The following is a 25,924-nucleotide window of genomic DNA, read 5'->3' as shown; positions in this document are numbered from 1 at the left end:
CCGTAGGTTAGCCGATGGGGGGGGATAAATAAGTACTACCTTAGTGCACCGTGCTGTTATCAAGTGTTTAACAATTTGTTTGTCTAGTGTAGTTTGGCTGGGTGTATACAGGTTGATTGGGGAATATCTTGCTGGCGTGGTTGTCTGTTGATACTTGGTGGATCAGCGTTATATCGATTGTCTATTTGGCTGTGCTGTTTATTGTCGCCCAATGGGGGCAAAATCAGGCGATTGATCAATGGCGTAAACGCCCTTGGGTGTACAGTTTATCCTTGGGGGTGTGTTGTACTTCGTGGGCGTTTTACGGCACGGTTGGGCAAGCGGCGACCACGGGCGCTTGGTTAGCGCCCATCTACATAGGTTCGATAATCTGCCTAGTATTGGCGTGGCCTATGTTGATGCGCACATTGCAGATCATCAAAAGCCAAAACCTGACCTCGATTGCCGACTTTATCGCCTGCCGCTTCGACCGCTCGCCTAAAATTGCCGCCAGCGTTGCCATGGTGTCCCTCTTTGGCACTATTCCCTATATCGCGCTGCAACTGAGGGCGATAAGTACCAGCTTCGACCTCTTAACGGGTACCTTTCAGTCTGGGATCAGCACGGCGTTTATCGTTACTATCGTGTTGATTATCTTTAGTATCTTATTCGGTACACGGCAGCTTTCGGCCAGTAAACAAAATCAAGGGTTGGTTCTGGCGATTGCCTTTAGCTCTATCGTTAAGCTGTTTGCGCTCACCACGGTTGGGTTGTTCGCGACTTTCTATGTGTTTGATGGTTTTAGTGATTTGCTCGCTCGGGGTCAGCACTTACCGCCGAGTTCTGAGGGGAATTCACTCTATTTTGTGCTGTCACAAATTCTGCTGGGCGCCATTACCATCTATGCGCTGCCACAGGAATTCCACATGATGATGATTGAAAATCATCATGCCAAAGAGTTAAAAGCCGCCCGTTGGATGGTGCCACTGTATCTGCTGCTGATTAATGCCTTTGTATTGCCTATCGCGCTTGCGGGGCAGATTAGCTTTCCCGGCGGCAGTGTCGATGCCGACACCTACGTGCTGACCTTACCACTCTTCTATCAGCAGGCTTGGCTTGGGGTCTTGGTGTATATTGGCGGCCTTGCGGCGGCAACGGCCATGGTCATTGTGGCGGCGATTGTACTCAGCACCATGATTTCGACCGAGATTTTGACTCCATTGCTGCTGAGATTGCCGAAATTTAGCTCGCAACAGACACCGCAGCTTGCGGGGATATTGCTCAATTTACGGCGGATATCGATAGCGGCGATTCTGCTATCGGCCTTTGCCTTCGAGCGTTATATCGATCAGCAGAATCACTTGGCCAGCATTGGCTTATTATCCTTTGTGCTGCTGTCGCAGTTTTTTCCCGCCGCCGTGGGCGCGCTCTATTGGCGCCGCGCCACCACCCAAGGGGCCTTTTGGGGCATGTTGATGGGCAGTTTAGTCTGGCTCTATACCTTGCTGCTGCCCGCGACCTTTCCCGATGCACTCTGGGTCACCCAAGGCTTGTTGAATATTCCATGGTTAACTCCAACCGCGCTATTTGGCCTGACGGGGCTGGATAATATCAGCCACGGCCTACTGTATAGTTTGCTCGCGAACGTCGGTTGTTTTGTGCTGATTTCGTTGCTGAAAGAGCAGAGTGTGGGGGAGGTGCTCCAAGCCGATGTGTTTGTTAACCGTAAACAGGTGGCGCTGGAAAGGCACCTCTCGGTTGAGGATCTGGCGAGCCTATTACACCGCTTTATCAACAAGGAAGAAGCCGATGCCCTGCAGGCTAGGGCGAAAGTACTTGGTTCGGAATTGCAATTAGCCACACGGCGCGAGGAGCTGGTGGATTACACCCGTCTTAAGCTGTCGGGGGTACTAGGGTCTGCCTCGACGCGGATGGTGATGAATGCCGCCTCACGCTCCCAGCAAGTACCGCTGGAGGATGTGGTCAGCATAGTCGATGAGGCCAACCAGATCTTCGAGTTTAACCGCGAGCTGCTGCAATCAGGGGTAGAAAACATCGAGCAGGGGATCAGCGTAGTCGATGCCGATATGCGCCTAGTTGCATGGAACAAACGCTATATTGAATTGCTTGATTATCCTAAAGATTTGGTAAAAGCTGGTATACCGATAGAGACGCTGCTGCGGTTTAATATCGAGCGCGGCATTATTGTGGGTGATGAGGCCCATGAGCTGGTGGAAAAACGCCTCGCCCATATGCGTAGCGGCAGCCCACACCATTTCCAGCGCACTATGCTCGATGGCAAGGTACTGGAGATCCGTGGTCAAGCCATGCCGGGTGGCGGCTTTGTCAGTACCTTTACCGACATTACCGCCCATATTCAGGCCGAAAAAGCCCTGCAACTGGCTAACGAAAACCTCGAAAAGCGGGTCGAAAGCCGCACAAGGGAACTCGCTAAAGCCAAGGCCGAAGCCGAGGCGGCTAATAGCAGTAAGACACGCTTCTTAGCGGCGGCGAGCCACGATTTAATGCAGCCCTTTAACGCACTCACTCTGTTTACCGAGATGCTCAAACAGCGGGTGACGTCGACCGAACTCAAGGATCTCGCCACCCATATTGAAGCCTCCCTAAATGTGGTGGAGAGCCTGTTATCCGATCTGGTGGAAATCTCCCGCCTCGATAGCAGCAGCCTTAAAACCGAGCTGAGCCAATTTGCGCTCAATGATTTACTCTCAACCTTAGTGAATGAGTTTAAAGCACTTTCCGCCGAGCAGGGCATAGATTTTTCCTATCAGTTCTCCTCCTGTTTAGTGCAAAGCGATCAACGTTTGCTGCGACGGATTATTCAAAATTTCCTCTCCAATGCGTTCCATTATTCCCCTGCTGGCGCGGTGAATCGGCAAACGCCGCTGTCGCTCAATGCCAGCGCGGCTTTGCCTAAGCTATCACAAGCCGATTTTGTGCCTAAGGTGCTGCTGGGTGTGAGGCGGCTCGAACATAGCCTGCTCATTCAAGTATGGGACAATGGCCCCGGCATTCCTCAAGATAAACAGCAGGCGATTTTCGGCGAGTTTGAGCGCCTCGAACAAACGCGGGAGATCCCAGGGCTTGGGCTGGGACTGGCGATTTGCGATCGCATCGCTAAGTTACTCGGGCTTAAGATTAGGTTGCACTCAGAGGTGGGTAAGGGCACCTGTTTTAGTGTTGAAGTGCCGCGCGTATTCGCTCAGGCTAAACCCAGTAATCCCAGTAATGTGGTTAAGCTACGCAGCGAAGAGGAAGGCGTAAACGATAGCTTTAATATCAGCGTGTTAGTCATAGATAACGATGAGTTAATGCTAAAGGCCATCTCCTCATTGCTGTTAGGCTGGGGCTGCCATGTACTCACTGCACGGGATAAAGCAAGTGCCGAGCAGCAACTTGCGCAGCAGGTGTTGCCGAAGCTTATCATTGCCGATTACCACTTGGATGATGACCAAAACGGTGTCGATCTGGTGCAAAGCTTACTCACTCATCCTGTGTTTAGTAGTCAGCGTCCGACCTGCATTATCTGCTCGGCAGATCCGTCTGAATCCGTGCGACAACACACCAGCAGCGCACAGTTCAGTTTTGTGCGTAAACCCGTTAAAGCCACCGCCTTAAAACGATTAATTAAGCAATTGTCTTAACTCTGCACTATCGTGGTTCTGGCATTAATAAATGCGGATAAAAAAAACAGTGGCTTAGTGCCACTGTTTTTCTTTAGGTTTGAATTCTGGAGCCTAGGTTAGTTAGGCGCTGATCGGCGGTTTATCGTTGCTGGTTATCATCAACTGTTGGAAGACTAAGCCTGCCTGAGTGCGGTTGTAGACTTCGAGTTTAACCAGTATCGCCGACACGTGTTTCTTTACCGTGGTCTCTTTAATATCAAGATCATAGGCGATCTGCTTGTTTAAGCGTCCATTGGCAATGCTGGCCAGCACTGTGTACTGCTGTGGGGTTAATTGCGCCAGTTGCTTCGCTAAACGTTGATGCTCGGCAGCGGTTTGCTGATCGACATTGATATCCGTGTGTTCCGGTAGCCAGACTTCCCCTTCGAGCACAGTAGCAATCGCGGTGGAGATCTGGGTTAAGCTGGCGGATTTGGGGATAAACGCACTGGCGCCAAAGTTAATGGCCTTACGGATAATCTCGGGCTGATCATCGGAGGACACCATGATCACCGCGATATCGGGAAAATGATTCTGTAGTAGAGTTAAGCCAGTAAAGCCCTCATTGCCGGGCATATGTAAATCGAGAAAGATCAGTTCAATATCAGGATTATTCTCAACGAGCGTAATTAATTCTTGAAAGTTTTCTGCTTCCAATACTTCCGCTGTATTCACATTCTTGAGAACAGCTTGCGTTAAGGCTGTACGAAATAATGGATGATCATCAGCAATGGCGACTTTTATCTGAGACATAATCCGTTCCCTTTATTTTTTAACCAAGTTTAATCCTATTGGAAATTAATGCTAGATAATATTTAAAGCCGTTAAATTAATAACCGACTCATGGGAGTCGGTTATTATTATGCGTCAATAACATTATATTCTAGAAATTATAGCCAACAGTGAGAGAGATAGTCTCTGGATCGCCATAATAACCAATTAATGTATTGTCACCACCTAAACCTGGAATATATCCGCCATTACCATCTGGGGTGACGAAGGCGTAGTTACCGACCAGATATTCTTCGTTAGTGACGTTTTTCCAATGCAGACCCGCTTGCCAGTGACCGTCGTTGCTGTACCAGTTCAAGCCGAGGTTTAACAGGCCATAGCCGTCTTGGCTCAACAGGTTATTTACTACGGCTAAGTCGTAGTCGCTGCGATAGTAGTAGTTACCATTGGCCACAAAGCTGCCGATATCCGTGTCGATATTGTAGCTAAATCCAACGTTTGCCGTGGTATCAGGGGTGTTGGTGATAGTGTAAGTGTCGCTGATATCGATGCGGTTTCCATCGCTATCGTAGGAGATCACTTCCTCGAAGCTGGCATCGATTAAGCCCAGAGTCGCGAACAGATTCAATGACTCAGTCGCGGCGTATTCCACTTCGAGTTCTAGACCCGTGGCCGTCGATTTACCAATGTTGCCTAGACGTTGGTTAAGATCGGACGCGTTTTCACCGGGTAATACGGTCACGAACTGTCTGTCTTTATGGTCTAAGTAGAAGGCGGTTGCGTTAACTCGCAGCCTGTCAAACCATTCACTCTTTATACCCAGTTCATAGGAGTCAACGACTTCTGGGTCTACTGCGGGTTCTGGTCCCGTTGCCCTTGGGTTAAAGGTGCCCGACTTGAAGCCCTGTGAATAGCTGGTAAAGAGCATCATATCGTCGCTGAGTTGGTACTCTAAACCTAAGCGTGGATTGAGTTTCGACCAGGTTTCCTCATCATCTAACACCTTAGGAATACTGGCGTTGATGGCATCTTCATCGCGAACATATCCTGGGATCCAACCTGTTTCGGGATAAAGCGTCGTAAACATGATGCCGTTATAGACAGTGGCATCCTTCGTTTCGCGGGTATAACGCAAACCTGCGGTCATCGACAATTTATCCGTGATGTCGTAAGAGCCCTGAGCGTAGGCGGCATAGCTTTCACTGTTGTTGCAACCACGAACTTCACGAGTAAGACCACCATAAGCTTTGTAATATTCATACAGGATGGAATCGAACATCCCGCAGGAATCGCCTTTAAAGTAATAAAGGCCTGATACGAGTTTCAAATTATCGCCGTCGTAGTTAGCTTGGAATTCCTGACTAAATTGCTCGTCATCGTAGATGGCTGGAACGTCCAAAATACGCAGGCTGGTGTTGTCAAAGTCGATGTTGGTGGGCGAATAGCTTTCGCGGGATGAGGTCACGGATTTCAGTGTCCAATCATCGTTCAAGCCGTATTCAATGGTCAGCCCCCAACCTTCGGTTTCCACTTTGTTCCAGGTTGGCATACTGGTGTAAGAGTCGTATTTGCTGTCTGGTACTGGGGCATCGGTCAGGACACTGGGGAGCATGCGGTAGCCCCCCTTTGAATTCGACTCATCTGTGGTTTTATCGTAGTTGAGGCGCATAAACAGATCGTCGGTTGGCGTGTATTCTAAGCTCACACGGCCCGCCATAACATCTTTGTTATAGTTTTCAGTATCTTGATCTGGTAATGCTGAGGTGATGAAGTCACCATAACCATCGCGATTTAAGCTTGCGAAGGCGCCACCAATATACAGCTTGTTATCAATTAAAGGTAATTGACCTGCTATTTTGTAGTCTTGCTGGTTGTAGCTGCCGATGGTGGCATTGAGGTTTAACTCAGCGTCACCGCTCATCTTCTTGGTCACGTATTTGACCGCGCCGCCGATGGTATTTTTACCATAGAGGGTGCCCTGTGGACCACGCAGTACTTCGATACGTTGCACATCGAGGATATCGAGCACCGCGCCCTGTGGGCGGGCGATATACACATCGTCGATATAGATACCGACGCCGGGCTCATAGCCCCAGAGCGGATCTTCTTGACCGACACCGCGAATAAAGGCCGTGAGGGTAGAGTTAGTGCCACGACTGGATTGCAGCGTGGTGTTGGGTGAAAATTGCTGGATTTCAGTCATCACGCTGATGCCATTTTCCGCCAAATCGTCAGCACTGACCGAGGTCACTGCAACAGGTACGTTTTGCAGGCTCTCAATGGACTTACGAGCGGTGACTTCAATGCGTTCTAAGGTAGCTTGCTTCTCCCCGGTGCTATTTTCATCCTCAGCAACAGCATATTGTGCTGCCAATGCAGATGAGATAGCTAAAGCAATGCAACTCATTTTGATAGTATTCTGTTTCATACAGATTTCCCGTTGTAGTATTTATTTTTTAAAGGTTGGTACTTACTACTATTTTTCTGATTCACATTGACTCTATAGTAATTATTTAAAATTTAAATCGGTACTATAGTAGTATGTGTTTTTAACTCATTGTTTTTATTTTTATACCGATACGTTGAATATCGATACTCAAGGTTTATTTATTATTAAACCCTATATTCCCCAAAGATTGATTATTTCTGGCATGCTGCTGATAGGAGCTTTTAGTAAAAAGTCTCCCGTGTTTCCACCGTTTTTAATATCTGGATTAACGGCAATGCCATGGCCCATATTATTTATTTCGACTAACGAAATAAGGTTATTGCCACTCGTATCGGACCAAGTGCTAACACTATAGTCGGCATATTGTTCGACTCTTGGTGTTTTATTCGCTTGGGTCAGTGCGACCCACTGGGCCGAGAGTTGTTTGGCATTTTCAGGATTCACCACCACATCATTTTGCCCTGTCCACACGGTTAAGGCGGGCCAGTGTTGTTGGTTTGGGTGCACTTGTTTGGCAAAACTCACCAGTTCTTCAACAGACTCTGCTGGGCCCTTTTTCATGCAGGAAATGGCTTTGGTCAGGTTATCGGCGCAGGGGTAAGGCAGGCCTGCGATCACCGCGCCTGCGGTGAATAAATCGGGATAGTTAACCAGTGCGGCGCTGGCCATGGCGCCACCGGCGGACAGGCCAATCACATAAACTCGCTTTGCGCCGGATTGGGATTGGGCTTTGGCTATCATGTTTTTCAGCGATAGCATCTCGCCGCTATCCACCTGAGTATCCTGCGCTGAAAACCAGTTATAACAACGCTTTACATTGTTATCAAAACTCTGTTGTGGCACCAGTAAGCTAAACTTTTTCTCTTGGGCGAGGGCGGTTAAACCGCTATTGTTGGCCAGTTCCACGCCATCCTGCACACAGCCGTGCAGCAGCACTACGAGCGCATCTTGGCTTGGGCCTTCGGGCGATAAATAGGAGGCGGTTAACTCACCGGGATTGGCGCCAAATTCGCTAAATGCCTGATATTCACTCTGGGCATAGGCTGGGGTGAATAACAGTGCGCTGAGGCAAGTGGCAATGAGTGTCAATTTGCGCATAGGAGTGCTTCCAAGTTCATGATAGTGAGAACTTGCTGAATTTTGCGGCGCCTGACAATGGCACTTTAGTTCCAGAGCTTGATGCTGCCCTGCGTTCATTAGCCTGTTATGGCGGATACCAATAAGGTTGAGGCAATAACCCATCGCAAACGAATCAGGACTCGTTTGTGGGAATTGTTACGGCCGTGATCTCTGTTTCAAACTTCTACACAGATATTTGCAAATCTTTACCTGATATCGACATTTCCTTCGTCTACTGCGCTGAGCTAACTCTATATACTGACTGCACTATTTTTCCTCCCGCAAGATATACGCTTGCGCCCATTGGCATTGATGGACACCCAGATTCAGATGAAAAAATCCTCAAAGCGTAAACTCATATTGATCTTAAGTGGCTTAGTCCTCCTCGGGGGCGGCGCTTATTTTCTGCTGCATAAACCCGAGGCGGCCCCAAGCTATGTGACTGAACCCGTTAAGCGCGGCGACATTGAAAACTCGGTGCTCGCTAATGGCATGTTGCAGGCCTCCAAGTTGGTGAGTGTGGGCGCGCAAGTCTCGGGGCAAATTCAGAGTCTGCCTGTGGATCTTGGCCAAGAGGTGAAAAAGGGCGACCTTATCGCGCAAATCGACAGCCTTGCCCAGCAAAACAACCTGCAAAATGCACTGGCTTCCCTTAAAAGTATCAATGCCCAGTACCGCGCTAAGCAGGCGCAAATTCATCAGGCAAAACTCGAATATACCCGTCAGCAGGAAATGCTTGCCGATAAGGCCAGCTCCCGCGCAGACTTTGAAGCCGCCGAAGCCACGCTGACGGTTTATCAAGCTGAGCTTGAGCAGTTACAGGCGCAAAAACAACAGGCTGAGATTAATGTCGACAGTGCCAGAATCGATTTAGGTTATACCAAGATCACCGCGCCCATGGATGGCACGGTCGTTTACTCTGCGGTTGAAGTGGGCCAAACCGTTAACGCCAATCAAACTACGCCAACCATAGTTGAGATGGCGCAGCTCGATACCATGACGGTCAAGGCACAGATCTCCGAGGCGGATATAGTCAATGTGCATCCGGGGCTGGCGGTGTACTTTACGATTCTTGGTCGTCCCAACCATCCTTATCGCGGCACCCTAAGGGCGATTGAACCCGGCCCCACCTCCATGGATGGTGACGATAGTAATATGAGTTCCAGCGATTCGGACGCCATCTACTACCACGGCTTATTCGATGTCGAAAACCCCGACCGTACCCTACGTATTGGCATGACGGCGCAGATCTCGATTGTGCTCGCTAAAGCCGATGATGCGTTGTTAGTACCATCACAGGTGCTACGAGCTAAACCGCGGGATAAAGCGGCATCGGCAAGCGATCGCAAATCCCGTGGGCCGCAGTATCAAGTGCCAGTGCTGGTGAATAACCAAGTGCAATATGTGGATGTGACTGTCGGTATTAATAACAAAATCAATGCCGAAATCCTGTCTGGCCTGAACGAAGGCGATCAAGTGGTGCTCGGAATGCCCGCCGACGGTTCGACCATGAAGTTCCGTGGCCCACCAATGAGGTTTTAAGCGTGAGTAAGCCATTACTGGAAGTCTCAGCTTGTTACCGCAGTTTTCAGGCGGGTGAGCAACAACTGACTGTACTCAAAGATATTAATCTTTCCATCGCCCGTGGTGAGATGGTGGCGATTGTCGGCGCCTCGGGTTCGGGTAAGTCGACCCTGATGAATATCTTGGGCTGTTTAGATAAACCCTCAAAGGGCTCGTACTTTATCGATGGCCAAGATACCTCGCAGATGGATGTGGATGAACTGGCAAAGCTGAGGCGCGAGCATTTTGGCTTTATTTTCCAGCGATATCATTTGCTTGGCGATCTTAATGCCGTGGGTAACGTCGAAGTGCCCGCCGTGTATGCGGGTAAAGATCGCTTAGAGCGTCGGGAGCGGGCGGAAAGCTTATTATCGCGTTTGGGTTTAGGTGAGCGCCTCGACCATAAGCCGAATCAGCTCAGCGGCGGCCAGCAGCAAAGGGTGAGTGTGGCGCGGGCGTTGATGAATGGCGGCGATGTGATCCTCGCCGACGAACCGACTGGCGCCTTAGATAGTCACAGCGGCGAAGAAATGATGCGGCTGTTACAGGAGCTGCACCGCGAGGGCCAGACCATCATTATCGTGACCCACGATATGCATGTGGCCCAGCATGCCGACCGTATTATCGAGATTAAGGACGGGGTGATTATCAGCGATGAGCCTAATCCCGCCTCCAATATTGCGCCTGTGCCTAAGACCGAAGTGATCCCCGCCAAGACTAAGGCACGCACCCGCGTGGCGGCATGGGACAGATATGCCGAAGCCCTGAAAATGGCGCTGCTGGCGATGTCGACCCATAGATTGCGCACCTTTTTAACTATGCTCGGGATTATTATCGGTATAGCCTCCGTGGTGTCTGTAGTGGCGCTGGGGGAAGGCTCGCAGCGGGAAATCTTAAAGAGCATTAGTTCGATGGGCACCAATACCATAGACATTCGCCCCGGCTCAGGCTTTGGTGATAGGCGCTCGGCAAGGGTGCGAACTTTGACCGCAAGCGATGCCAACGCACTGAAAAACTTACCCTATGTCGATAGCGTCACCCCGAGCATTGGCTCGAGTGCGACTGTGCGTTATGGCAATAAGGCGGTCACGGCGACTGTGAATGGCGTAGGGCCAGAGTTCTTCCGTGTTCGAGGCTATGAGCTTGCCCAAGGACAGTTTTGGGACGATGACAGTGTTAATGCGTTAGCCCAAGATGCGGTGATCGACGAGAACACCCGTAAACAGCTGTTCCCTAACAGTAGCGGCGCTATGAATTCTGCCATCGGGGAAGTCATCTTCCTCGGGGATTTACCGGTGCGGATTATTGGTGTGACTCAGCCTAAGGAAAGCGCCTTTGGTAATAGTGATGCCCTCAATGTGTGGGTGCCTTACACGACGGTTTCTGGCCGTATGGTAGGTAAAAAATACTTAGATGGCATTACCGTGCGACTCGATGAGTCGGTGCCGAGCAATGCGGCGGAGCAGGGCATTATTAGCCTGCTGAAGATGCGCCACGGCACCCAGGATTTCTTCACCATTAACACGGATACCATTCGCCAGAATATCGAGAAAACTACCGCGACCATGACGCTATTAATCTCGGCCATTGCGGTGATTTCCCTCGTCGTGGGCGGTATTGGGGTGATGAATATCATGCTAGTGTCGGTGACCGAGCGCACCCGCGAGATTGGTGTTCGCATGGCGGTTGGGGCGCGCCAGAGCGATATTCTGCGGCAGTTTTTAATTGAGGCCGTGTTGGTTTGTCTGTGCGGCGGCGCGCTTGGGGTGGCCTTGGCCTATTTGATTGGCGTGGTGTTTGCCCAAGCGGGAGGCAGTTTCCAGATGATTTATTCGACGACTTCTATTGTTGCCGCCTTCGCCTGCTCTACCTTAATCGGGGTGTTGTTTGGCTTCCTGCCCGCTCGTAATGCGGCGCGTTTAGACCCTGTTGATGCCCTAGCGAGAGAGTAACTGAATGAATAATCGAGTTTTAACGCATCAAAACGAAGTAAGCCGCCGTGTCGGTTCAACGCTCAAGCTCAGCGTGATTGCCATCAGCATTGCGCTGCTGTCAGGTTGTGGCGCGCTGATGCGCTCCGACTTTGAACCGCCTGCTTTACAGGTGCCTGAGCAGTGGCAGCACACCCAAGTGAATGGTCAAGTGAGCCTAGACCCTTGGTGGCAGAAGTTTAATCAACCCGAATTGGATCAGCTGATTAGCCAAGTGCTCAGCAGTAATAATGACCTGACGCTCGCCACCTTAACCTTGCAAAAGGCGCGTTTACAGGCGGGGTTAGCGCGGGATGATCTGTATCCACAGCTCAGCTCCAATAATACGGCCTCGGTGAATAAACCACTGGAGGGCGGCAGTTCGAGCAAGGCATTTCAGGCGAACCTGTCGGTAAGCTATGAGGTGGATCTCTGGGGCAAAGTGTCGGCCAATATCGACCAAGCTCAATGGACTGCGCTGGCAAGTCTCGAAGATAGGGAGAGCACGGCGCAGAGTCTCGTCGCGACGACGGCGTCACTCTATTGGCAGATTGGCTATTTGCATCAGCGGATTGAACTGAGCAATAAGAGTATTGAACACAGTCGGCAAACGCTGGCGTTAACCCAGCGCCAATATGCCTCGGGCGCTGTGACAGAGCTGAATGTGCTCGAATCCCAACGCAGTTTAGCGGGGCAAGAGGCCTCCCACAGCCAACTGCTGCAACAGTTGGTTGAAGCCGAGAATGCTCTGGCGATCTTACTCAATCGTGCCCCGGGGCAAGTGGCGGTTGAGATCAAGCAATTGCCGGACAGTGCGGTGCCTGAGGTTGGCGTCGGCATTCCCGCCGACTTGGTCGGCCGTCGTCCCGATGTGAAGGCGGCCCTGTATCAATTGCGCTCGGCGCTCGCCAGTAAGGATGCGACCTATGCCAGTTACTTCCCAAGCTTGAGTTTGACTGGCAGCGTAGGGGAGTCGACCTCAGAGCTAAAAGAGCTATTGCGTAATCCCGTGGGGAGTTTAGGTGCGGGCTTAGTGCTGCCTTTTTTGCAATGGAATCAAATGCAAATCAACAATGATATTGCCGATATCGACTATCAATCGGCCATCGTCAGCTATCGTAAAACCCTCTACAGCGCCTTCGAGGATGTGGATAACGCCATCTCGGCCAAGCAGCAATACGCTTACCAAGGTGAGAAGCTTGAGCTGCAATTTAGCGCCGCCGCCCAGGCCGAAGCCATTTATGAGAGCCAATATCGCCATGGTGCTATCGGCATTCAAAATTGGATCGATGCGCAGGAGAATCGCCGCAGCGCCGAGGCCGCATTGCTGGAGAATCGCTATAACCAATTAACGGCCCAAGCGACACTCTACCAAGCCTTAGGTGGGGGCGATATAGCGCCGCCATTAGCGGATAACTAATTGAATCATTCATAAATAAAAAACCGCGATGCCTAAGGCTATAGCGGTTTTTTATTATCTCGCTTTTATCTTAATGCGAGTCGTGATTAGCTGCGCAGAATATGCAGTGGCAGGCTTAACATATCATCGCCCGTGCCCGCTAAGTGCCAGATAATGCCGACGAGGGCGGCAACGGTGACCAGATACCAAATGGTCGAGAAAATCTGCCCATATCTATCTAGCGGCAATAGGTGGCTTTGATGGCGGGTACGCCACTCGAACACTATCTCTAAGCTACCGATAAGCAATAGGAAACCGAGCAGGGCAAGGCCCAAGGTATAGCTGATATACACCCCAAAGGCGGCGCCAATCACACAGGCGATTAAGCCCATGATGCTGTTCATCGAGAAGCTAATGCTCTTTAAAATATGGCCGCCATCGAGGGGTAAAATCGGCAATAAATTAAACAGGTTAAGTAGCGCGTTAAAGGCCGCAAGCCCCGCAAAGAAGACATTGTCCGTCATGTGGTAAGCGATAAGCGAGCCTATCGACATCAACAGGCCGAAGGTTGGCCCCATAATCGAGATGACCACATCCTGCCAGCGGGTGTTAATCTTTTCATCGCTCAGCGCGAGTCCGCCCATAAAGGGGATGAGATAAATCCCTTTGGTTTTCATCCCAAAATACTTCATCGCGCGGATATGGCCGTATTCGTGGAAGACCAAACAGGCGATAAGCGCCAAGGCAAATTGGAAGGAAAACAGCCAAGAATAGGCCGCCACACTCGCGCCTGCGAGCACCACTTTAATTACTTTGGCACTCTTGAGCAGCTTAAAGCCGAGGGAGGCTAAGCCGACAAAACTGATTTTTTGTGGATTAGTCACGGGGATTTCAGGGGTTTGACGCTCGATATCTTTCTCGGTGCGAGTGCCTTGGGCTATCACTTCCTCATCGACCAACAGGCGGTAATCGAATCGAAACGGCTGCCAAACCACGTCGGTCTCGAGACGTACCAAGATTTTGTGTTCTAAAACCTGTGTTTCGCCGGTATCGCTGGCCAATTGGCTCTGGTGCTGGGTGAGTTCAAATTCATGGACTTTGAGGCCGCCATTTTCGACCGATGCGGCTTTTTGTGAGACTAAGGTATTGTCCCAAAAGAGTTGTTGCCAACCTGCGAGTGAGCCTTCCAAACGCAGCAATTTGCCTAAGCAGTCAATCTTAAGTAGTTCCAATTTAGGGTCCGTTTGTATGTGTATCCGAATGATGCCCAGCGATAATTTGGCATATAAATATCAATCGCTTTGGGCAAAACGGCCTGAGCCGTGTATGACAAATTATGCCTGTGAAATGTGACTGAGGATATTAGCTTTTAGGATCATCTTAATTTTTATTGTGATCGCTCGCGATTTCTTTGAGCTGGGTTAGTCATCTAAGCTGCGAACGATTTCCATCCCTTGGGCCAAGGTGGTGAAGGCTAACTTAGCAACGCAGCACTGGCCTATGGCATTGGCGTGCTTTTGTACCCATTTGATAAAGTCGGTAAGCGGCAATTTTTGCTCTTGTTTGAGGAGCTTAGGTAGCTCGCCTATGGGATCTTCATGAATGGTGCTTGGAGTGGCGCGGATCAGATATTGATTACCGAGACTGTCGAGTAACAGATCCGTGTCGACAAATTGATGCTGATACAGGCAGGCAAGTTCTAACCAATCCCGTTGATGGGCGAGGTAGAGTAGTTCGTCATTTTGAGTGAGTTTGACTACCGCAGGCCATTCAATGTCTGCCATTTTCACTTGAGTCATGCGCAATCCCGTAGGCTTTTTATGTGCTTAGCCTTTTAGCCGACAGAGTCTGTGCTAAAGGGCTGTATTGAGGTCAGTATGCCACCGACCTAGGCGAAGATGAAAGGCGTTGGGGGATTTTCTCTGGCAAGTCGCCTAAATGGGGGAGCATGGCGGGCAGCAAAGCATTCAGGCTAAGCATTCGCGCTAAGAGTTCACTCAATGGAATGAACCCTTAGCGGGTGTTGATGATTGCCCTGTTAATGGCTTGCCGCTTGCGCCTTAGGTTTAGCGTTGTAATCGAAGTTAATCTCTTGATTCAGATTGGTGATTGAGCAGGTACCGTGTTCGCGGGTGGTTCTGTGATTGGCTTGACCAATATGGAACTTGGCATTGAGGAATACGTGCTTAATCACATCGATACGATACTTGTCGTAATAGGTTTCGACTTCTTGCTTGAGGCTATCGAACTCTAATTCTTCGCGAGAACGTTCAGCTAAGATGCGATTCTTCTCATCGAGCATCATCTTGATCTGTTCGATCATGATAGGGTCGCTCTGCCATTCGGATTTCGGCGGCAGTTTTTTCAGGCGAGCCTCGATATCCAGCGTCGCCACCACCATAGCATGCACGCTCTCCTCCAGCTGCTTGAGATTCTGTTTGAGTTCGCCCTGTTCCATGGCACAGTACACTTCGGTTTTGGTGCCTGCGGTTGCGCCTATCACGACGGCGGTGAGGCCCTTTTCGGCATGCACGACACCACCCACTAAGTCACCACGGCGGCCGCTCTGATCGCTTACAGTGAGCGTGCCTGCGGTTTTGGTATTACTGTGGAGTAATTGCTTAGTGATCAGGATATTACCCTTAGCCGTTAACTGGGAATATTGCACGAACTGGGCGCTGATCTGCCCCTGAGCCGTGATATTGGTGGAGAACTCATTCACTCTGACTTGGCGACCAATCACGCCCTTGCTCACCGTAATATCGCCATCGGCCTCGAGAGTTGCCGAATCGACAAAGCCCATCACGGTAATATCGCCTGAGCTTTTAACCATCATGCCTTCGTGCACATCGCCTGTGATTAAAATACTGCCTTTAAAGTTGATATGGCCGGTACTGATATCCACATCTTTAAGTTGCAACACATCGTCGACATTCATGCCAGTACGGGTTTCAACGGGTTGGCCTGCCACTGTGGCGATGAGTTTATTGGGGTCTTTCGGGTGGAAGTCGGTACCAGTACCCGGTTGTAATACCAGATCTTTCCCCGGTTTTTGCTTAAGGACTTCGCCTTTAATGTTATAGCCGGGAGACCCTTCGGTCGCGGGATGCTTAATCATTAGCAGATCGTTGGGCTTGACCATGATCATCGCCCCGAGATTACGCATATCCACAGTACCGTCTTCCCGCTCCTGCGGCTGCAATAGGCGTTCACGGGCGAGGGAGACTTTACGCTCCAGCACCGCATTTTGACCATTGATCGCGGCCTTACCCTGAGCGATTTCACTCTGGCAGCTTTCACCCGGTTTTAACTTGGTCATTTTTTGCAGCAAGGTTTGGATCTTAAGCTTACTTAAGCCCATGCAAACATTGTCTTTTTTAAGCTGCGTGAGGATTTCGGGTAAATCGACGGCTTTACCTCCCCAAGGGGCGGTTAAGATCATGGTAGCTTGCATTTTATCTTGGCTGAGCTCAATTTTTACGCTGCCATCGCGGCGCTCTGCCAATACGGCAAATAGCTCGTATTTACCATCTTCTTGATGGCATAGGGAATTGGTTTGCGCGATAACTTTATCTATCGCAGGCTCGAGTGGGAATAGGGCGGCGAACTCTGGCACGGACAATAAACGCATCACATCATCACGGGTAATGGGACCGTGTTCATTCGGAATTAAGCGTAATTCCGCCTTGGTTTTATCGCTGCTTAGCTCAAGAAGTTCAGGGGCCAACATAGAGCACTTCCTATCCATTTGTTTTATTTTTGTTTTAGTAGCTAACCTGAGTATAACAGTAGAAACTTTGCTCAAAGAAGCCTTTTCGGCACGAAAAGGTGTAAATGTTGGCGTTTTGTTGCTTATAGTCTATGTGTTGATTTTTAAATAGATTTTTATCGGAGTTATAGGCGGTAACTTAGTGTTATCTTTGGTTTTTTGCCTGTGCGCCAGCATGAGCCTAAAACTGCGCAATGTTTGCATGTAACAAAAAATTAAACTTTACAACGCTGCCCCGTATGTTAGGGACAGCACCACAGGGGTAAAACCCTCGATAATTTAGCGCTTACTGCATTTGATAGCGTTCACAAAACCATAAAAATCTTATCTAGTAGCCGCTAGTGCTCGGCTTGGCCGCGCGACATTATTGAGGTGTTCTTAAGGGGAAGGTTTCTATCCAGATGGAGCGGCGCGTTAAAATCTTCGAGTAATCTAACTTAGGGGCAAAGTGGGCTAGGTGCTTTGCTTCCATTCGTGAGGTTAGGCATAAATCGCAGGGTCAGGATTCAAAATTCTATGGCGTAACATTTGATTACCCCTTTTCTATTCTTGTGTTACGCCCCCATGAGTCAGTTCAAATAGGGGGGCTTTATTGCTTGGCCATGTCGGTTTTTCTATGGGGGACTCAAAAGTTGTCAGCCAAACTTCAAGCTCACCGGAGCCTGATAAACACCCCATGTAGGAGAAACTCATGCCGCTATCTATCATGTTATTGGCAAATTGAACTGCCTCTTCAAGCGAGCCTTCTTCCTTGTTATGGGTGAAGGTTTCGTCGTCCCACACCCAGTTAATAGGTGATCCATCTTCATCACAAGCAAGGTATCTTACGTTCTCATAACCTTCGCTAGCTGCTGTTAATGAATCCAGAAAGGTTTCTCTGATTTCTGAGAATCTCTTTTTAAATTCTTCAATGCCGATATTTTTACTAATAATGTGCTTCATACTTGCCTTAGAGGTTAATGCCCTAATAACCGTTATGCGTCCGAGTTTATTAGCTTGTTAGGGGGTTATTGCTGAGCCAATCAATTCTCTGAATCGAGCTTCCAGCGTAGCTTTCAATGCAGGAAACTCACTAGCAACGCTAGCTGCTTTATCTTTGTCATGTAGTAACTTTTTTAATTCATTAGTTTCCATTTCAGTCAAACTCTGTAGTGATAGTTTTCTATACTCTAACGTGGAATTGAAAACTTCAATTTGAATTCGAATTATCGTTGCAACTACATCTTCTGGTTATAGTATTCTATTCTCATCAAAATATTCGCTGAACTCTGCCCAACTTTTTACAGCATAAACTAGGTAATTTTGACTAACCTCTGTTTCCATCATTTGAATAGATAATTTTAAATTTTTATCTAATTTAACTAATAGTCTGTAAATATGTAAAACAGCATCAGCTTGTTTAGAAAAAATACCACTATAAGCAACTTGAAGTGTAATGCGTTCTTTTTCAAGCTTAGATTTATACGCCTCTAGCTCTTCATTTACATTGGCTTTTACATCCGCTTTAAATCGCTCAATATCTTTATTAAGCCATTGGGTAATTAATGACTTAGAAAGATATCCAAGTACTCCAAGTAAGATTACATTTGAAGCGATCGTGGAAATTAAAAAATCTGTCATAAATACTCCATACCTCCTAACATTTTATTCATGCGCGTTTACATCGTTGGATCAGTGAAAACGCGCACAGTTAACTATCTGTATGCAAAGAACTTATCAGCTTTCTGCCGCTTTTCATATAAGTAATCCATCTGGAAAAACGCGCATGTGCGTTTTTCAAACCTATTAACTAAAAGTCGGTCTCTATAGTTAGTTGATTTTATAGGATTTTATTTTTGTAGTAGGAGTTAATGCGCACTGATATTGTCTTCAAATTATTCAAAAATACCTCAATTTAAATATGACTATACCCATACATTGTTAGTCGATTTCTGGTAAGGCCAAACATAGGCAAATAGATGAGAATTTGTATCGCAATAGGAGTGAGAATTTTCGATTGAGCTAACGAGCCGAAACACGAAATATGGCCGTGTTTTTATATCCATATAAGTGCGGCATTTTAACCTATCAGTTTTTACCTTCTGCTTTAGTTGCGTTGATTAAGTGCAAACCTTATTTCTGCCGGTGGTTTTGGCTAGATAAAGGGCGGTGTCGGCTCGTCTTACGACATCATAGGCCGTTTCATCCGCTTGCTCGACGGTCGATAAGCCAATGCTGGCGGTGACATTTTTTACGACAGTGAATTCGGTCGTATTAATGGATGTTCTTATTTTTTCGGCCAAGGTTAATGCATCACTACTATCAGTGCCAGTCAGTATAATTAAAAACTCTTCACCACCGTAGCGCGCGACTAAGTCGGCTTTACGTACCGATTGCGCTAATAACTTAGCGACTTCGACCAACACAATATCGCCCGTCTCATGCCCATAGGTATCGTTAATCTTTTTGAAATGGTCGATATCCACCATCAGGATCGAATAAGCCAATCCAAAGCGTTTAAGTCTCGTAAATTCGCTGTCGATATGTTCGGCGGCCGAACGACGATTGTGAAGATCCGTCAAGGGATCTCGTCGGCTTAATCGTTCAAGCTCTTGATTGGCCGATTCGAGTTCTTTGGTGCGCTCTAAGACTTTATTTTCTAAGGTCTGATTCATTTCCATTAAGCTCTTCTCATGGCTCAATAGCGAGAAGGTCATCTTTTGAATGGCATCAATTAAGAATGAGATTTCAATCAAACCATTCGATTTGGGGAATTTGACTTGCTCTTTGCCCGCTTGGATCTCTCTGGTGACGGTAATTAATCGCTCGAGCGGTAAGCTCATTGAAATCGACATGCGGTAGACAAACCACAGGCACAGCAAGACCGCAATGACGCTCACCCAGAGAAGTTGGCGTTGTAGTTCGGTGGTCTCTTGCAGGGCAATATTTTTCGGGATGCGAACGACAATGCGCCAGCCCAATTGATCCATCAAGGTTGATTTTAGTGTGGTCACACCCGTTAAATATTCATGACCATCAGGCCATTGAATAAGCTGACTGCTGTTGTCTTTGGGGAGTAAATCCTGAGGAAGGTGCTGATCAGCCGAGGCTTGCGGGTACAAAATCCCATCGTCACGGCTTACGATTTGCACATCTATCCCTGTCTGTTGCTTGCTTCTTGCGAGCGCCGATTCAATCACAGTGTTAACCCATTTCCAGTTTGAATGGGTGGCAACGACGCCAAGCAAGTTGTTATTGGTATCAAACACTGGGGCCGCAAAATCGATTAGGCGCAGAGGATCATTTTTATCGATATTTAACACTTTGGCGAGCAATACGGCATCGTGTACATCGCCAATAAACACGCCTGTCTTGCCATTAATAAACCATGGGCGTTTGGATACGTCATGGCCTTCAAGCGTGCCATCGGCCGCGTATTGGACGACGCCATTGATATCGGCAAACCCAAGCCATGAGTAGTATTCGTAGGAAGCTTTTATATTATCGAGGTTTTGGCGGATCTGTGGATAGTTAGCGCTAGCGCCTGAAAAGAGCGCGCGTTTACTCAATAGCGATATTTCTCGGGCACGTTCGTCAATGTTGTTCGAGATGGTTGTTTCAATCGAACGGCCAATCATAGTTAATTGATTGGCATAGGCATTGAGCAGTTTGTCTGAGGTAATGGAAGATAAATAGCTGGTAAAACCAAGACAGAAAATAAGACTGATCCCACCGAAGAAAAAGGTTAATCGGTATCTGAGTGAGTTGAACCAGTTAAATTTGCTCAAAATGCTTAGCCTCATACTCATATTGGGAGCCGAGACTTATCATATCGAGGCTGCCCCAAAAATTCCAAATAATTGATTGTATTGGCTGCAATTTCCCATAGCTAAGTTGAGGCTTAACCATAAAGGATATTGGAAGGTATCGAGGCTAAGGGTGTTACCCCACTCACAATCGAGCGGGGCGAAAGATTAGGCCTGTTGGAAGGAATAGAGTTTGTACTTGTTGTTCTCTGCTGGCACGGTTAATTGGCCGAACTCGGCGGCGATGGTGTCCGAATAGGGTAGGTGGCGGTTAGCGACGATTTGCCAAATCCCTTTAGATTGTAATTGCTTGGCGCTATCGGCGACAAAACTTTGGGCAATGCTGGTCGTGCTAGCAAGGCCATCGTGGAACGGGGGATTGGAGATAATACCGTCGAATTTTCCACTGGTTTGCGCTAATCCATCGGACGGATAGACCTTGGCCGTCATGCCGTTTGCCGCCAGCGTAAGTTCGCAGGAGGCCAGCGCCATGGCATTGATATCAATACATTCTAGCGACAGTGTCGGTTGTGCCTTTAACAGTGCAGCGGCAATCACACCGGCGCCGCAGCCAAAATCCAGTACTCGCCCAGAAAGCGTTGGCAGATGCGACAGCAATAGCTCTGTGCCTTGGTCTAAATGCTTCTCGCTGAACACACCGACTAAGTTGCAGATGGTGATATTGCCCTGCGGGGTGGCGAGTTGATACTGGCTAGTCCAATCGCTGAGTTTAATCGCGGGCGCAGTATCGATTAGGCTGCTGCCAAAGAGTAGGCAATGGCGCGCGTTATCGAGTTTGACTCCAGTGGCAAAGTATTTCGGCAGCAGTTTGACTAAGGATTTAACCCCGCCTTTGTTCTCACCCACGACTAAGAGTTGACCATCTGCCACTAAATGCTGAGCGGCCAGATTAAACAAGTAGGGCGCTAACGGCTTAGCCTTAGGAAAGTACACAATCACAGTGTCGTACTTATCCTGGTGGGGCAGTTGATGGCCAAAATAGCAGCGCAGTTTGGCATTCGCCTGCGGCGCTAAATGCAGGTAATGATGGTAATCCAAGGCGAGGGCATCGACGGACTGGGCGACATCAAGCAGTGCTTTGGGCAATGAGTCTGCCTCATGGTTTAGCACTAAGACTTTATGTTGGCTCAGGGTTTCCTGATTGCGGATAATGACTTGCGATGGATTTGTTAACACTGCATGGCTACCGTAAAAAATAAGTGCGGGCATTATACCCCTTATTCGGCTACGAGCCAGCCTGCAAGCCGCCGACTTAAGGGATGCAGCAAAACAGCGCTCACTCGAAACGGTGTGGAATGAAAGCCAATAAAAAAGGCAACAGTGTTAACACGGTTGCCTTTCATCTATTAGCTAATCGCAGCAAATTAGCCCTGAGACTGCACTGGTGCTAGTTCTGGTGCTGGAGCAGGAGTCGATACCTGTGCGGTGGCTTTTGGCTTTTTAGGCTTAGGTAACAGGCTAAAAATCTTATTGGCGATATCTGTGTTGTCTTGATGACCGTTAAACAACTCAGAGGCTGGGCCTGCGGCAAAGACTTGCACGTCAGTCCCCGTGTGGCCGCCGGTTGTCCAACCCGTATCGGTACGTTTATCTATCACATGGCGAATCGCAACGGCCATGGTTTCTAAGCCCTGCATTCTGGCAACATTTAACTTAGTTACTTCTTCTTCGGTCAATTCAAAGCCTAGCCCGCGGGATAGGTCTGCTTGCCAAGTGTCACCACCAAGAGCGGCTTGGGCTAAGGTATCTGAGCTTGCCGAGATATTACGTAGGATCTCTGGATTCCAGTTGTAGTTGCCATCGGCGCCAATCGATAACCCGCCAGTATTATGGTCGGCGGTGATAACCATTAAGGTATCGGGATTTTGGCGTACGAATTGCTCGACGACTTCAATTGCATTGGCAAACTCATCCATTTCGCCCATGGCGGCGGCGATATCATTGTTGTGTCCCGCCCAGTCGATAAGGCTACCTTCGACCAGCAGCACAAAGCCTTGCTCATTTTGCGACAGTAAACTGAGGGCTTTTTGAGTCAAGGTGCTGAGTTTTTTAGCATCTTTTTCATCAATCGCCCAAGGCAGTTGCACCTCGGCAAACAAACCCAAGACCTTAGGCTGGGTAATGCTGGCCAGATCGTCAAAGCGGGTAATGTGTTGATAACCCTTGGCGGTGAACTGGGCTAACAGCTCTGGAGGAAAGTACTTTTGCCCGCCACCTAAAAACACATCGGCGTTGGTTTCGAGATAACTTAATGCCAGTGCGTCGTAGTTTTTACGGCTCTCGTTATGGGATAAAAAGGCCGCTGGCGTGGCATGGTTAATCTGCGACGTAACCGCCACACCCGTGCTCAAGCCTAAGGTTTTGGCCTTTTCAAAAATGGTAGGCAGGGGTTGTTTTTGCGTATCGACTGAAATGGCGCCGTTATAGGATTTGACTCCTGTTGCGAGGGCAGTCGCTGCTGCGGCCGAGTCGGTGACATAACCACTCACGTTAGCGGGATAAGTGCTCGCCATGCCAACCAATAAGCGGTCGAAGACGGTTTGTTCGACTTCTTCGGTATCTGGATTGTCCTTGTAATAACGATAGGCGCTGGTATAGGAAGGCCCCATGCCGTCGCCAATCATGATCACAATATTTTTCGGGCGTGAGGGGGCTTTTACTGGGCCTGTCTCATTCGCTCCCGCTTCAACTGCCAGTGCGGAGGTGGAGAGCCATAAACTCATACCAAGCAATAACAGTGGCGCTTTGGTGAAACTCATATCAGATCCCTAGAAGTCGTAGGCGCTCTGTGGGCGCCTTCAATGAATAATATTATCTTGTAGGTGTACAAGCTTACTGGGCAAGACGGGCTTCGATGGCATCGAACAACATGCCAGTAATGTCCACATCGAATGCCGCTTGGATTTCACGGATACAGGTTGGGCTGGTGACGTTAATCTCGGTCAGCTTGTCACCAATCACATCCAGACCCACAAAAATCAGGCCGCGTTTTTTCAGCTCTGGGCCAATGGCGCGGGCGATTTTCCAATCTGAGTCCGATAACGGCTGGGCAACACCGCTGCCGCCTGCGGCCAAGTTACCGCGGGTTTCGCCTTTTTTCGGAATACGCGCTAAGGCGTAGGGCACGGGCTCACCGTCCACCACCAGAATGCGCTTGTCGCCCTTGGTGATTTCAGGAATAAAAGCCTGCGCCATGGCGTATTGGTTGCCGTATTGGGTCAAGGTTTCGATGATCACCCCAAGGTTAGGGTCGTCCTGCTTCACGCGGAAAATCGAGGTGCCACCCATGCCGTCTAATGGCTTGAGGATGATATCGCCCTTGGCTTGGTGGAACGCGCGGATGCGATTGGCATCGCGGGTCACTATGGTTTCTGGCGTAAATTCGCTAAACCATGCGGTGAATAGTTTTTCGTTGGCATCGCGTAAGCTTTGCGGTTTATTCACAATCAGTACGCCTTGCTCTTCGGCGCGCTCGAGCATGTAAGTGGCGTAGATAAATTCGGTATCGAACGGTGGGTCTTTACGCATTAACACCACGTTCAGCTCGCTCAGCGGCGTGTCTTGGGCGTCGCCCAGTTCGAACCATTTATTGGCATCGTTGATGACCTTTAATGGACGCATATTGCCCATGGCTACGCCGTTGACCATGGCGAGGTCGGCCATTTCCATATAAAACAGTTGGTAACCCCTTTCCTGCGCCGCCATCAGCATGGCAAAACTGGAGTCTTTCTTAATGTTGATCTCACTGATGGGGTCCATCACTATGCCGAGTTTTATCATTAATCTGTTCCTTATTGATTGCCGTCGCAGGCAAAAAGCATTTATGGATTAGCCAGTAATCGATTCGCCAGGCAGTGTGTTACCCGCTGGCATTTAACCATTTTAGATTTAACCTAAGTCACCGAATCTAAGTTGCAGCGCGGTAATCGCCGTGAGTGAGGCGGTTTCGGTGCGCAGCACTCGGGGGCCGAGTAACACATCGGTAAACTGGTAGGTTTCCGTCATGGCGATTTCTTCCGCCGATAATCCCCCTTCGGGGCCGATCAGCAGGCGTACACGGGTATGGGATAAGTCTAAGCCATTGATACCGTGCGCCGCCCTTGGGTGCAAGTTGAGTTTGAGTGCGCTGGTCGGTTCGCTGCACCATTCCTGTAATTCCATGGCGGGGCGAACGATGGGCACTTGGCTACGGCCAGATTGCTCACAGGCGCTGTTCACAATCTTTTGCCACTGCTGGATTTTCTTTTCGAGACGCTCACCCGTGAGCTTGACGCCGCAGCGGTCAGAAAACAGTGGCGTAATGGTATTCACCCCTAGTTCAACGGATTTTTGAATGGTGAACTCCATCCGATCGCCACGGGAAATCACTTGGCCTAAATGCAGGTTGAGGGGCGATTCCGATGGATTAGCCTCACAGGAGAGCACTTTTACCGTGACCGATTTTTTACCCGCATCGACAATTTCAGCAAGATAATCATTACCATCGCCATTAAACAGGCTAATGTGTTCGCCACTGCCCATACGCAACACTTTGCCAATATGGGCTGCGCCATCCTCATCTAAATTCAGCTGTTGATTTACGGCTAATGGTTGAGGTTGATAAATTCTTGGAACTCTCATTGTCGACCTTATTCGGCTAATTGTTGGCGCAGTGGCGGCGCATTGCAGGCATTCTGCACAAAGGGATTATGATTACCTTGGATCTGCGCTATGGCGTTATCGCGTTTGCATTCAATAGTATCAACTGGATAGCTTTTATCCCATGCTTTGAACAATTTTAATTGCTGCGAGGCTATTTTAAGGCCGTAGGTTTGCTGCATATACAGGTAAGTACGGGCAATCTTGCCACGGGCATTGACGGGCGGCTGTGCTTGGCGATTCTTAAAGTCGATGACCATAGTGCATTGACCATATTGGTCGGCCTTACCGTTCCATTGGCTAAAACGGAAGTTGCTGCGATCGCCGTTCACTTCACCAATCGCGGGCACCAGATTGTGCATGTCCGCTTCCATTTTATTGAATTCTTGGCTGTTATCGGCGCAGTTTTTACGGCCGCCCTTTTGCCAGCATTGTAATTGATGGCCAAATTCCCATGCTGGAACTATATGTTCCCACTCGATACGGTTGGCGCGGGTCTCTTGTTTACGCACTTGATAGCCGCAGCTGTTGAGATCTGGCTTCCAGGATTTGCCCTTTATTTGGATATCACAGCCACAATAAAAACTGACCGCGGGCAGGGTGCCTTGGCGACTGCCTTGATATAAGGATTGGGACAAGACCTTGGCTTGGCTAAAACTATTGGGGTGTGAAGGAGAGGCGTGGACTGAGGCCGAAACCGCCAGCCAACTGAATAGGCACAGCAAGGCTTGCCGAGACCTTAAGGCTATCTTGACGTTGTTCAATATTTATCCCAAAAAGTAATCTGTACTACGCGAGCCTGTGGCTCGTCTCT

19 protein-coding genes are annotated in these 25,924 nt (G+C 49.0%); 4 read left to right on the top strand and 15 right to left on the bottom strand.

What is annotated here, in order from left to right; all coding sequences use genetic code 11:
• Positions 1-128 precede the first annotated feature (128 nt).
• On the top strand, positions 129-3,644 hold the full coding sequence (locus N7386_RS17925; protein ID WP_279770119.1) for a PAS domain-containing hybrid sensor histidine kinase/response regulator: 3,516 nt from the start codon (positions 129-131) through the stop codon (positions 3,642-3,644).
• A gap of 102 nt (positions 3,645-3,746) precedes the next feature.
• On the opposite strand, the gene N7386_RS17920 is transcribed toward N7386_RS17925, so the two are convergent.
• From N7386_RS17920 to N7386_RS17910, 3 genes are all read right to left on the bottom strand, one after another.
• Positions 3,747-4,418, bottom strand: a complete 672-nt coding sequence (locus tag N7386_RS17920) for a response regulator transcription factor (protein WP_011718251.1) — start codon at positions 4,416-4,418, stop codon at positions 3,747-3,749.
• Positions 4,419-4,548: 130 nt separating this feature from the next.
• A complete protein-coding gene (locus N7386_RS17915) occupies positions 4,549-6,825 on the bottom strand; it encodes a TonB-dependent receptor (protein WP_279770118.1) in 2,277 nt (758 codons plus the stop codon).
• Between the two features lie 192 nt (positions 6,826-7,017).
• Complete coding sequence (locus N7386_RS17910) at positions 7,018-7,944, bottom strand: PHB depolymerase family esterase (RefSeq protein ID WP_279770117.1); 927 nt, start codon at positions 7,942-7,944, stop codon at positions 7,018-7,020.
• A gap of 351 nt (positions 7,945-8,295) precedes the next feature.
• Here N7386_RS17910 and N7386_RS17905 point away from each other — a divergent pair, with 351 nt between their 5' ends.
• From N7386_RS17905 to N7386_RS17895, 3 genes are read left to right on the top strand one after another with little or no spacing between them, the layout of a single operon-like run.
• Entirely contained in the window at positions 8,296-9,507 is a 1,212-nt protein-coding gene (locus N7386_RS17905; protein WP_279770115.1) for an efflux RND transporter periplasmic adaptor subunit, read from the top strand.
• A gap of 2 nt (positions 9,508-9,509) precedes the next feature.
• The gene (locus N7386_RS17900; protein ID WP_279770113.1) at positions 9,510-11,480 is read left to right on the top strand and encodes a MacB family efflux pump subunit; all 1,971 of its coding nucleotides are present in this window, start codon (positions 9,510-9,512) and stop codon (positions 11,478-11,480) included.
• Positions 11,481-11,484: 4 nt separating this feature from the next.
• On the top strand, positions 11,485-12,918 hold the full coding sequence (locus N7386_RS17895) for an efflux transporter outer membrane subunit (RefSeq protein WP_279770112.1): 1,434 nt from the start codon (positions 11,485-11,487) through the stop codon (positions 12,916-12,918).
• A gap of 86 nt (positions 12,919-13,004) precedes the next feature.
• On the opposite strand, the gene N7386_RS17890 is transcribed toward N7386_RS17895, so the two are convergent.
• From N7386_RS17890 to endA, 12 genes are all read right to left on the bottom strand, one after another.
• Positions 13,005-14,129, bottom strand: a complete 1,125-nt coding sequence (locus N7386_RS17890) for a site-2 protease family protein (RefSeq protein WP_279770110.1) — start codon at positions 14,127-14,129, stop codon at positions 13,005-13,007.
• 189 nt (positions 14,130-14,318) lie between these two features.
• Positions 14,319-14,696 (bottom strand): DUF4144 domain-containing protein, encoded by a 378-nt coding sequence (locus N7386_RS17885; protein ID WP_011718244.1) that lies wholly within the window; start codon positions 14,694-14,696, stop codon positions 14,319-14,321.
• Positions 14,697-14,935: 239 nt separating this feature from the next.
• Entirely contained in the window at positions 14,936-16,627 is a 1,692-nt protein-coding gene (locus N7386_RS17880; protein ID WP_279770108.1) for a FapA family protein, read from the bottom strand.
• 582 nt (positions 16,628-17,209) lie between these two features.
• Positions 17,210-17,608, bottom strand: coding sequence for a hypothetical protein (locus N7386_RS17875; protein ID WP_279770106.1), 399 nt, complete (start codon positions 17,606-17,608; stop codon positions 17,210-17,212).
• 57 nt (positions 17,609-17,665) lie between these two features.
• Entirely contained in the window at positions 17,666-17,800 is a 135-nt protein-coding gene (locus N7386_RS17870) for a hypothetical protein (protein WP_279770105.1), read from the bottom strand.
• A gap of 96 nt (positions 17,801-17,896) precedes the next feature.
• Entirely contained in the window at positions 17,897-18,286 is a 390-nt protein-coding gene (locus N7386_RS17865) for a hypothetical protein (RefSeq protein ID WP_279770104.1), read from the bottom strand.
• A gap of 479 nt (positions 18,287-18,765) precedes the next feature.
• Positions 18,766-20,433: a diguanylate cyclase gene (locus tag N7386_RS17860; RefSeq protein WP_279770102.1), complete on the bottom strand. Its 1,668-nt coding sequence runs from the start codon at positions 20,431-20,433 to the stop codon at positions 18,766-18,768.
• 186 nt (positions 20,434-20,619) lie between these two features.
• On the bottom strand, positions 20,620-21,648 hold the full coding sequence (locus tag N7386_RS17855; RefSeq protein WP_279771065.1) for a methyltransferase: 1,029 nt from the start codon (positions 21,646-21,648) through the stop codon (positions 20,620-20,622).
• A 188-nt stretch (positions 21,649-21,836) separates the two neighbouring features.
• A complete protein-coding gene (locus N7386_RS17850) occupies positions 21,837-23,231 on the bottom strand; it encodes an alkaline phosphatase (RefSeq protein WP_279770100.1) in 1,395 nt (464 codons plus the stop codon).
• A gap of 73 nt (positions 23,232-23,304) precedes the next feature.
• Entirely contained in the window at positions 23,305-24,252 is a 948-nt protein-coding gene (gene gshB, locus N7386_RS17845; protein WP_023266854.1) for a glutathione synthase, read from the bottom strand.
• A gap of 108 nt (positions 24,253-24,360) precedes the next feature.
• Entirely contained in the window at positions 24,361-25,092 is a 732-nt protein-coding gene (gene rsmE, locus N7386_RS17840; protein ID WP_279770097.1) for a 16S rRNA (uracil(1498)-N(3))-methyltransferase, read from the bottom strand.
• Positions 25,093-25,100: 8 nt separating this feature from the next.
• A complete protein-coding gene (gene endA, locus N7386_RS17835) occupies positions 25,101-25,877 on the bottom strand; it encodes an endonuclease EndA (RefSeq protein WP_086017273.1) in 777 nt (258 codons plus the stop codon).
• Positions 25,878-25,924: the final 47 nt, after the last annotated feature.

This window comes from Shewanella sp. GD04112 (assembly GCF_029835735.1).
Lineage (GTDB): Bacteria > Pseudomonadota > Gammaproteobacteria > Enterobacterales > Shewanellaceae > Shewanella.
The sequence above is the reverse complement of the archived record's forward strand: the minus strand, read 5'-3'. Positions and strand labels throughout refer to the sequence as shown.